The organism is Clostridium luticellarii, assembly GCF_002995845.1.
GTDB lineage: Bacteria > Bacillota > Clostridia > Clostridiales > Clostridiaceae > Clostridium_B > Clostridium_B luticellarii.
Genome location: NZ_PVXP01000042.1, coordinates 19797 through 29540 on the forward strand (window position 1 = coordinate 19797; position 9744 = coordinate 29540).

General features: G+C 36.2%; 10 protein-coding genes and 2 riboswitches. Of the genes, 2 read left to right on the forward strand and 8 right to left on the reverse strand.

Features of this window, described 5'->3' with window-relative positions; genetic code table 11:
* Nucleotides 1–8 precede the first annotated feature (8 nt).
* Genes purH through purE form a run of 6 tightly spaced genes read right to left on the reverse strand, consistent with a single transcriptional unit; the run spans nucleotide 9 to nucleotide 5816 of the window.
* A complete protein-coding gene (gene purH, locus CLLU_RS12645; protein ID WP_106010147.1) occupies nucleotides 9–1508 on the reverse strand; it encodes a bifunctional phosphoribosylaminoimidazolecarboxamide formyltransferase/IMP cyclohydrolase in 1500 nt (499 codons plus the stop codon).
* Between the two features lie 19 nt (nucleotides 1509–1527).
* Nucleotides 1528–2142: a phosphoribosylglycinamide formyltransferase gene (gene purN, locus CLLU_RS12650; RefSeq protein ID WP_106010148.1), complete on the reverse strand. Its 615-nt coding sequence runs from the start codon at nucleotides 2140–2142 to the stop codon at nucleotides 1528–1530.
* Nucleotides 2130–3125, reverse strand: coding sequence for a phosphoribosylformylglycinamidine cyclo-ligase (gene purM, locus CLLU_RS12655; RefSeq protein WP_106010149.1), 996 nt, complete (start codon nucleotides 3123–3125; stop codon nucleotides 2130–2132). The genes purN and purM overlap by 13 nt, the downstream gene beginning before the upstream one ends.
* 14 nt (nucleotides 3126–3139) lie before the next feature.
* Nucleotides 3140–4585 carry an amidophosphoribosyltransferase gene (gene purF / locus CLLU_RS12660; RefSeq protein WP_106010150.1) on the reverse strand — a complete coding sequence of 482 codons (1446 nt, stop codon included), beginning with the start codon at nucleotides 4583–4585 and terminating at the stop codon, nucleotides 3140–3142.
* 40 nt (nucleotides 4586–4625) lie between these two features.
* A complete protein-coding gene (purC, locus tag CLLU_RS12665) occupies nucleotides 4626–5333 on the reverse strand; it encodes a phosphoribosylaminoimidazolesuccinocarboxamide synthase (RefSeq protein WP_106010151.1) in 708 nt (235 codons plus the stop codon).
* A gap of 3 nt (nucleotides 5334–5336) precedes the next feature.
* A complete protein-coding gene (gene purE / locus CLLU_RS12670) occupies nucleotides 5337–5816 on the reverse strand; it encodes a 5-(carboxyamino)imidazole ribonucleotide mutase (RefSeq protein ID WP_106010152.1) in 480 nt (159 codons plus the stop codon).
* A gap of 227 nt (nucleotides 5817–6043) precedes the next feature.
* Nucleotides 6044–6144, reverse strand: a riboswitch (purine riboswitch).
* A 186-nt stretch (nucleotides 6145–6330) separates the two neighbouring features.
* Here purE and CLLU_RS12675 point away from each other — a divergent pair.
* The gene (locus tag CLLU_RS12675) at nucleotides 6331–6912 is read left to right on the forward strand and encodes a GDSL-type esterase/lipase family protein (protein ID WP_106010153.1); all 582 of its coding nucleotides are present in this window, start codon (nucleotides 6331–6333) and stop codon (nucleotides 6910–6912) included.
* A 130-nt stretch (nucleotides 6913–7042) separates the two neighbouring features.
* Entirely contained in the window at nucleotides 7043–7234 is a 192-nt protein-coding gene (locus CLLU_RS12680) for a hydrolase (RefSeq protein WP_106010154.1), read from the forward strand.
* A gap of 65 nt (nucleotides 7235–7299) precedes the next feature.
* Here the strand turns inward: CLLU_RS12680 and CLLU_RS12685 are convergent, their stop codons facing one another.
* On the reverse strand, nucleotides 7300–7881 hold the full coding sequence (locus tag CLLU_RS12685; RefSeq protein ID WP_106010155.1) for a YdcF family protein: 582 nt from the start codon (nucleotides 7879–7881) through the stop codon (nucleotides 7300–7302).
* 184 nt (nucleotides 7882–8065) lie between these two features.
* Nucleotides 8066–9472, reverse strand: coding sequence for an NCS2 family permease (locus CLLU_RS12690; protein WP_106010156.1), 1407 nt, complete (start codon nucleotides 9470–9472; stop codon nucleotides 8066–8068).
* 74 nt (nucleotides 9473–9546) lie between these two features.
* Nucleotides 9547–9647, reverse strand: a riboswitch (purine riboswitch).
* Nucleotides 9648–9744: the final 97 nt, after the last annotated feature.

Sequence of the window (9744 nt, forward strand, 5' to 3'; positions counted from 1 at the left end):
GTTTAAAACTAATGTTTGAAATGTCTTGTTCCTGTAAACACCATGGATATTCCATTTTTATTGCACTCTTCTATAGAATCCTCATCTCTTATGGAACCGCCGGGCTGAATTATGGCCTTTATGCCATATTTAGCAGCCTCCACTACCACATCGTTAAAGGGAAAGAAGGCATCAGATGCAAGCACAACTCCATCCTTTGCCCTGTCAAGAGCCTGACAGGCAGGCCATATCCTATTTACCTGCCCTCCGCCGATTCCCTTTGCCATAAAATCCTTAACTACTACAATTGCATTGGATTTCACATATTTGCAGACTTTCATTCCAAATATCAAATTGTCCATTTCCTCTTTTGAAGGCTTCTTTTCAGTTACAACTTTCATTACATCCACAAGTTTTGTATCAGCTGATTGAACAAGTATTCCTCCGTCAAGTTTTGCTATTTCATAGTCATTTGTGGGCCTGGCTTCACATTTTATTATTCTCAAATTCTTTTTCTGCTCCAGCACTTCAACTGCATCCCCGTCAAAATCAGGTGCTATGACTATTTCCACAAAAATTTTTACTATCTCTTCAGCAGTTTTTACATCCACCTTCCTATTTAAAGCTATAATTCCTCCAAATATGGAAGTGGGATCACATTCATAGGCTCTTACATAGGCTTCATGGAGATCCTTTCCAATTGCCACACCACAAGGAGTATTGTGCTTCACAGCCACACAGCATATTTGATCAAATTCATTCACTGCTTTCCAGGCCATATCCATATCTCTCATGTTATTGTAAGAAAGTTTTTTCCCGCTTAACTGCTCAAAATTCTTCATAGGAGCTTTTCCCACAGTTTCTGTATAATAGGCCGCACTCTGGTGTGGATTTTCTCCATATCTTAAATCTTCAGATTTTTTATAAGAGAGACTCAAGTATTCAGGATATTCCTCTTCCAGCAGAAAATTGCTTATTGCTCCGTCATAAGCTGACATAAGGTTAAATACCTTTCCCGCCAGTTTTCTTCTCAATTCATATCTTACATCCCCTGAAGATTTTATTTCTTCAATTATTGGAGAATAATCCTCCACATCCGTAACCACTATTACGTCCTTAAAATTTTTAGCTGCAGCCCTTATCATAGTTGGTCCGCCTATATCTATAAACTCTATTTTTTCATCAAAACTTATGTTGTCACATACCTTGTCAAAAAAAGGATACAAATTTACAACAACCATATCTATTGGAAGTATGTTCTTGCTTTTTATAGTGTCCATGTGTGCTTTGTTGTCTCTTCTGGCAAGTATACCTGCATGTATTGCGGGATGAAGCGTTTTGACCCTTCCGTCCAATATTTCATCAAATCCAGTGACTTCTGATACTTCCGTAACTTTTATATTATTTTCCACCAGATATCTGTAGGTTCCTCCAGTAGATATTATTTCCACTTCTCTGCCGGTCAAAAACTGTGCCAGTTCCAATAGTCCCTGTTTGTTATAGACACTTATAAGTGCACGTTTTATCATAACTTGCGCCTCCAATTATTTATTTGCAGATCTCAACTCTTCCCTGTTTTACCGACACTTTGTTTTCAGAAATAAGTCTGATAACTTTGGGAAGAGCTATATGTTCCTCTTTAAGTATTCTCTTTTGAAGTTCCCCAGCGGTATCTTCAAAATACACCGGTACTGCTTTTTGAAAAATTATGGGACCGCTGTCGGTACCCGTATCTACAAAGTGTACAGTGCATCCGGATATCTTGACACCTTTTCTAATTGCAGCTTCATGTACCTTGATGCCATACATTCCATCCCCACAAAAGGAAGGTATGAGGGAAGGATGTATATTTATTATTTTATTTTCAAATTTTGAGATCAGTTTTCCTTTGAGTATGGAAAGCCATCCTGCACACACTATCAAATCAACTTTGCCCTGCAGCAGCTTCAATATTTCATCCGATATGCTGCCCCCGTAAATTTTTCTATCCAGCACTTTGCATTTAATACCGTGCTTTTCGGCTCTCTCAAGAGCATATATGTCCGGGCAATCCGTTATCAGGATTTCAATCTCACAGTTTTTAAGATATCCGCTTTCCACTCCATCTATTATGGACTGAAAATCCGTCCCGCCGCCGGAAGCCAAAACCGCTATTTTAAACATACTTTCTTTTCCCCTCTTTTTACACTGCCTATTATGTATGCACTTTCACCCATTTTCTCAAGCTCGGATATTATATTCTCAGAGTCCCCGGGATCTACACAGAGTACAAAACCTATGCCCATATTATAGGTGTTGTACATATGCTGCTCATCTACTCCCAAGTCCATTATATACTTGAATATCTCCGGGATCTCATAGCTGTTTTTATGAATAACCGCTGTAAAGTCTCCTTTGAACATTCTGGGTACATTTTCAAAAAAGCCTCCGCCTGTTATATGAGCCATGGCTTTTATATCAAATTTCTCCAATAATTTCAACACAGGCTTTACGTATATCCTGGTAGGAGTCAGAAGTACCTTTCCCAGAGTACTGTCACCAAAACTATCATCAAAATTTTTTATAAGGCTTCTCACAAGAGAATAACCGTTGCTGTGAACTCCACTGGAAGCTATACCTATAAGTGTATCTCCTTCTTTTACTTTGCTTCCATTTATTATATCATCCTTCTCCACAATTCCCACTGCAAAACCCGCCATGTCATAATCGCCTTTAGCATAAAATCCAGGCATTTCAGCTGTTTCACCGCCAATCAACGCACATCCTGCCTGAATGCATCCCTCAGATACACCTTTGACTAAATCTGAAGCAACTTCTGCCTGTAAATTGGAACAGGCTAAATAATCCAAAAAGAAAATGGGCTTTGCTCCATGGCATAAAATATCATTTACACACATGGCAACGCAGTCTATTCCAACTGTATCATATATACCCATCTGAAAAGCTATCTTTAATTTTGTTCCAACTCCATCAGTTCCAGAGACAAGCACCGGATTCTCGTATTTTCCCAATTCAAACATACCTGCAAAACTCCCAAGTCCATTCAGTACACCGGGAATAAAAGTGTTGGCTGAATATTCCTTCATAAGCTTTACAGATTTATAACCTTCTTCAATGTTAACACCAGCATCCTTATAGGTCGTCATTCTAAAACCATCCTTTACTCTAAATAATTTTTATCTTTTTCCATAGGTGCAGATATAGGGTAAATTCCGCTGAAACATCCTACACAATACCCTCTTTCACCACTGCAGTCTAAAGATTTCAAAATACCATCTATACTAATATATCCCAGGCTGTCTGCTCCTATTTCTTCCCTGATTTCTTCTATACTTGCATTGGCACCTATAAGATCTTCCCTATAGGGAGTGTCAATACCAAAATAGCAGGGATATTTTACAACAGGAGAACTAACTCTGAAGTGAACTTCTCTAGCTCCAGCTCTCCTCAGTATCTCTACAAGTTTTCTGCTGGTAGTTCCCCTCACTATGGAGTCATCTACTATTACAACTCTCCTGCCCTCCACATTTACCTTAAGCGGGTTTAATTTTACAGCTACAGCCCTGGATCTGAGCTCCTTGGAGGGTGATATGAAGGTCCTCCCCACATATTTATTTTTTATAAAACCTATGGCATAGGGAATACCTGATGCCTCCGAATATCCAAGAGCAGCTGGTATTCCTGAATCCGGAACACCTATTACCACATCTGCTTCTGCCGGATTTTCCTCATAAAGTATTCTCCCTGCCTTGATTCTGGAAGTATAGACATCTATTCCATCTATAGTACTGTCCGGTCTTGCAAAATATATATACTCGAAAGAACAGGTTTCACATTTTGTCTTTTCAGCAAAATTTATGGATTTCATTCCATCTTTGTCTATTATGACAATCTCTCCCGGGGCTACATCCCTTACAAAATCCGCACCTATAGAATCCAGTGCACAGCTTTCAGAACACAGTATATAATCACCGTTTAACTCTCCTATGCAGAGGGGCCTTATCCCATTTGGGTCCCTTACACCTATGAGCTTATCTTCCGTCAAAATTACAATGGCATAAGAACCTTTCACAGCCTGAACTGCATCCACTACAGCCTTGCCTATATCCTTTTTGGCTTCCCGGGCAATAAGACTTAATACAACCTCTGAATCCACAGAAGTCTGAAAAATATAACCTGCATCTTCAAGAAGTGCCCTTATCACATCTGCATTGACCAAAGTGCCGTTATGTGCTATGGCAATGGATCCCAGTTTATATTTTACTATAAGGGGCTGAGCATTGTTTAAGGTACTGGATCCTGCTGTAGAATATCTTACGTGGCCTATAGCACTTTGTCCCTTCAAACCCTCCAGCAGCTTTCTGTCAAATACATCTGAAACAAGTCCCATTCCCTTATGGTATTTAAATTCTTTTCCATCTGAAACTACAATTCCTGCACTTTCCTGTCCCCTATGCTGCAGGGCATACAGTCCATAATAAGTGAGAGATGCCACATCCAGATCGTTTTTAGAAAATATACCAAATACGCCGCATTCATCTTTAAATTTATCTTCTTCTAGATCAATACAGGAACAGGTATTAAATTTATCATTTAAAGTGCACATAAAATTCTCTCCTTTTATACCCATAAAATAAGAATTTAACCTAATTATTGCTTATTCTCTTCAATATTTCCTCATAGGCTTCCTTAACATTACCCAAATCTCTTCTGAATCTGTCTTTATCCAATTTTTCATTTGTTTTTGCATCCCACAGCCTGCAGGTGTCCGGTGATATTTCATCAGCCAAAAGTATTTTACCATTAAATTTTCCGAATTCAATTTTGAAATCTATCAGTTTTATTCCCTGTTTCAGAAAGAATTCCTTCAAAACATCATTCACTTTTTCCGTCATACTATATATGGTCTTTAGCTCTTCAAAGGTAGCAGCTCCAATTCCAACTGCATGATAATCATTTATAAGAGGATCGCCCAGCTCATCATTTTTATAGCTCAATTCATAAACTGTAGTCTTAAGAGGAGTTCCTTCTTTCAGTCCCAGCCTTTTTGCCATACTTCCAGCTGCCACATTTCTGACTATTACCTCCAGTGGAATTATATTTACTTTTTTGCAGAGCTGTTCCCTGTCACTTAATTTTTTTTCAAAATGAGTCTGTACCCCATGTTTTTCAAGAAGTTCAAACAGCATTGAAGTAATTGTATTGTTCATCACACCTTTGTCTGAAATCTGTCCTTTTTTCTGTCCGTTAAAAGCTGTAGCATCATCTTTATAATAAATTACAACTCTGTCCTTGTCATCAGTTTCATATACTTTTTTTGCTTTTCCCTCGTAGATCATCTTTCCCTTTTCCATATCTTATAATTCCACTCCTTTTCCATTTTCATTTATAAATTTTTCTTTCATATTTTTTCTATACTGAGCTAATTTATTCTTAATTTCAGAATATTTAAGTGCTAAAATCTCCACTGCAAGCATACCCGCATTATAGCTGTTGTTTATGCCAACTGTAGCTACGGGTATTGATTTAGGCATCTGCACTATTGAAAACAAGGAATCAAGCCCTTCAACAGCTGCATTGAGCGGAACTCCTATAACCGGCAGTGTGGTGTTTGCTGCAATAACTCCTGGAAGATGTGCTGCAAGACCTGCACCTGAAATTATACATTCACAGCCTTCCTTCTCCAGCCTTTTTACAGTTTCCAAAAGTTTTTCGGGAACTCTGTGGGCCGATAGAATATAAGCCTCATATTGTATATCGAATTCTTTCAAAGCTTTAGCTGCACCTTTCATCTTGTCAATATCAGAACTGCTGCCAAATATAATTGCTACTTTCATAAATATATCCTCCCTTTACAACTCACAGTTCACAGTTTACAATTCACAATTAATGAAGATTTTCGGATGTACCGAAAATCAACTAAATTTGATATTTGAACTCTGAACTCTGATATTTGAATAAGCTCCTGAATAAATTCTAATAAAAAAGCTCCTGAAAATCTACAACCATAAATTTCAGGGGTCTTAAAAATAACAAATTTAAAATTTGATGTAAAAATACACAAATTTAAATTAAATTTATCCATAGACGGGAAATTTACGGTTTCCTGTAGAAACTCCTAAACCAGATTATTAAGATTATATGGATACTCCATTTGTATTTGTTTCTGATATAATTATATTAACATAGGAAATTATATAATTCAATATATTATGTTCAATTTATCTTGTAATATTCGTATAAATTGAAATTGTATAATCATTTATGTGAATAATATTCGTATCATATCGAACATTATTGGCAAATAGCCCATCAATCCTAAAAAACGTATAAAACAAGGAGGTACTCAAAATGAAATTAGTGTGCATAGGAGACAGTTTAACTTTTGGATATGGCGTTCCCTCAAATTGCAGTTGGGTGTGGCTTATAAAAGAATCTCTCCAGATGGAGGTATTAAATAAAGGCGCAAATGGAGATACCACTTCTGGAATGTTATCCCGCTTTTATGAAGATGTAGTAAAAAGCCATCCCAATTATGTAATAATCACGGGAGGAAGCAATGATTTTATGAGCAATAGACCTTTAAAAATGGTGACAGACAATTTGACTTTGATCGTAAAAGAAGCTTTAAATTCAAGCATAATTCCAATAATGGGCATAGAACCTGCCATAAACAAAACCATGGCTGAAAAAAAATGGGATGGCACTCTTGATTATAAGAAAATAAATAAAATTCAAGAAGATTACAGAAACTGGGCAATAGAGTTTTGTGACAAAAATAAGCTCCATTACATAGATTACTACAATTGTTTTATGGAAAACTCAAAAGACACAAATGTCCATCATCTATTTGTAGATGGACTTCATCCTTCAATATTAGGTCATAAATTAATGGCAGAATACACAGTAAACTTTTTAAAATCCTTAACATAGATAATGGACTATTCTTTATTGACATTTTGCGTGCAAAATGATACATTTAATGTGTAATATGAGTTATATATCACCTTGCAGTGATATATAGCATATACTATATTAATATTATATAGGGGGATTTATTAAAATGAATACTACTTCCTGTTTTTCCAAGATACCTGAAGATCTACAAGAACAGATTGAAGATTTAATTTCTAAATCCGGATTGTCAGCAAAAGATTTCATAAAAGAATTAGCTTATCATTATAATATAAAAGAGGCAAAATCAGACTCAGTAGTACTTGACTACACAAATTATTGGAATAGTTTTGTAGACTAAAAATTGTACCTCATAACTTCTGTTATGAGGTACAATTTTTACACTCAACACAAACTGTTTTCCATTTAACTCAATTTTAGAAAATAATATTTCCACATGGCAGGTATCTCTCTGATGTAACCTATAATTTCATGCTTTTTATAGGAGGATACAAATACTCCTGAGTAGGTTGCATCTATATGCTGACTTTGAGCCATGAGAGATGCCCTCTTCAAATGATATTTGTTGGATATTATCACGGCATCTTTAAACCCCATCTGATCCATTATCTTTTTTGAGTTTATCAAATTGGCCATGGTGGATGCAGATTTATCTTCCGCTATTACTTTTGAACCATCCATTCCCCTGGATATCAAATATGTTTTCATAGCTTCTGCCTCGGATATATTCTCTCCTTCTCCCTTTCCCCCGGATACAATAATATATTTCCCATATCCCTTATTATAAAGCTCTAATCCTCTATTTAATCTCCACACTAAAAATGGACTTGGACTGGTACCGTATACTCTGCAGCCCAATACAATTATACAATCCGATTTTTCAGGTGCTGCATTTTCTCCAAAAAAAACTACTTGAAACTCCGTCAACAGCACTGTTACAAATGCTACAGTGATAAAACATACTATAAATTTAAGTTTTTTACTCATCCAAAAACCACCCATCACCTATTGTTTACAATATCATAGCTTATACTGGAGAAAATTTCAACCTTCATGCAAACAGCTTTATAAAGTAAAAAGTTCAAAGAACAAATATCAAATTCAGTTGATTTTCGGCTGCGCCGGAAATCTTCATTAATTGATATTCATACTTTGAACTTTGATAATTTAATTAGAGCATGGCAAATCTAAATATGAAAAGTGCTGCAAGTACATATACTATTGGATGTACTTCTTTATATTTTCCGGTAGCTACTTTAACTATAGGATAAAATATTATGGCTGCTGCAATACCATTAGCTATACTGTAACTAAAAGGCATAAATGCTATGGCAAAAAATGCAGGAAGTGCCTCTGTAAAGTCACTGAAATCTATCTTGGTAACCACTCCTATCATAAGTGCACCTACGATTATAAGTGCTGGTGCCGTAGCTTCAGTTGGAACTATTCCCACAAGTCCTGAAAAGAACAATGACAATATGAACAATATTCCCACAGTAAAAGATGTAAGTCCTGTTCTTCCTCCTGCTGTAACACCGGCAGTGGATTCAACATATGTATTTACCGTACTGGTTCCAAGCAGCGAACCTATTGTAGTTGCCAGTGCATCTGACAAAAGTGCCTTGTGCATATTTTTAACTTTTCCATTTTCATCTACCATTCCAGCTTTTTCAGCCGTTCCCACAAGAGTACCTATGGTATCAAATAGATCTACCAGGGTAAAAGTTATGATTATCATGATTAAACTGGTAACAGCACCTACTATACCTGCCTGCCCTATTCCCATAAGTCCCTTAAAATCAAAGGCAAAAAATGTAGGTGAAAGGGAAGGCGGAGCACTTATAAGCTGTATGCCGGAAGTACGGGTTACTCCAAAGGGTATTCCAATTATAGTAGTTAAAATTATACCGATGAGTATGGAACCTTTAACTTTCCTGGCCATAAGCACAGCAGTAATTAAAATACCTATGATTGAAAGCAGCACATGTGATGTTGTCAATTTCCCAAAGGCAACCAGTGTAGAAGGATCAGATACCACGATTCCTGCATTTTTAAGGCCTATAAGAGCTATAAAAAGTCCAATACCACCTGATATGGCCAATTTTAAATTATAGGGAAGGGCATCTACAATTTTTTCTCTTATAGATGTAACAGTAATTATTATAAATATTATTCCTGAAACAAGAACTGCTGCCAGAGCCTGCTGCCATCTGTATCCCATTCCTATACAAACACTGTAGGTAAAAAATGCATTAAGTCCCATTCCCGGTGCCTGTGCAAAAGGAAGATTTGCATAAAGTGCCATGACAAAAGTTCCAATAGCTGCTGCTATACAAGTTGCTACAAATATCGATGCAACCACAGGATCATTAATTGCGGAAAGTCCAGCCTTAACAGCTGCATCTCCCATAAGATTTTTACTGTTCATACCGGCCTGCATAAGTATGCTTGGATTTACAAAAATTATATAGGCCATGGTAATAAAAGTAGTTACTCCTGCTAAAATTTCTGTCCTTACATTGGTGTGGTTCTCAGTTAACTTAAAAAATGAATCCAGCTTAGATCTTTCAACTTCCATGTTGATACCTCCAAAATAAAAAATTTCTAACATGAATTATAGTATAATCCAAATTAGAAAATAATTAAAATATTTTCTTCACGGAATCCACTCATAGTCAGAGGTTAGGCCCCCTGGTAGAAACTCTTGAACCATATTTTATCAAGATTATACGAATGTTCTTCTAAAGAATTTATTAAATTTACGTATTTATCTTATCATCATCTACATGATAAGTCAATATGTTTTTATAAAATATGTTTATTAATATTCATTACAAATAAATATTATAT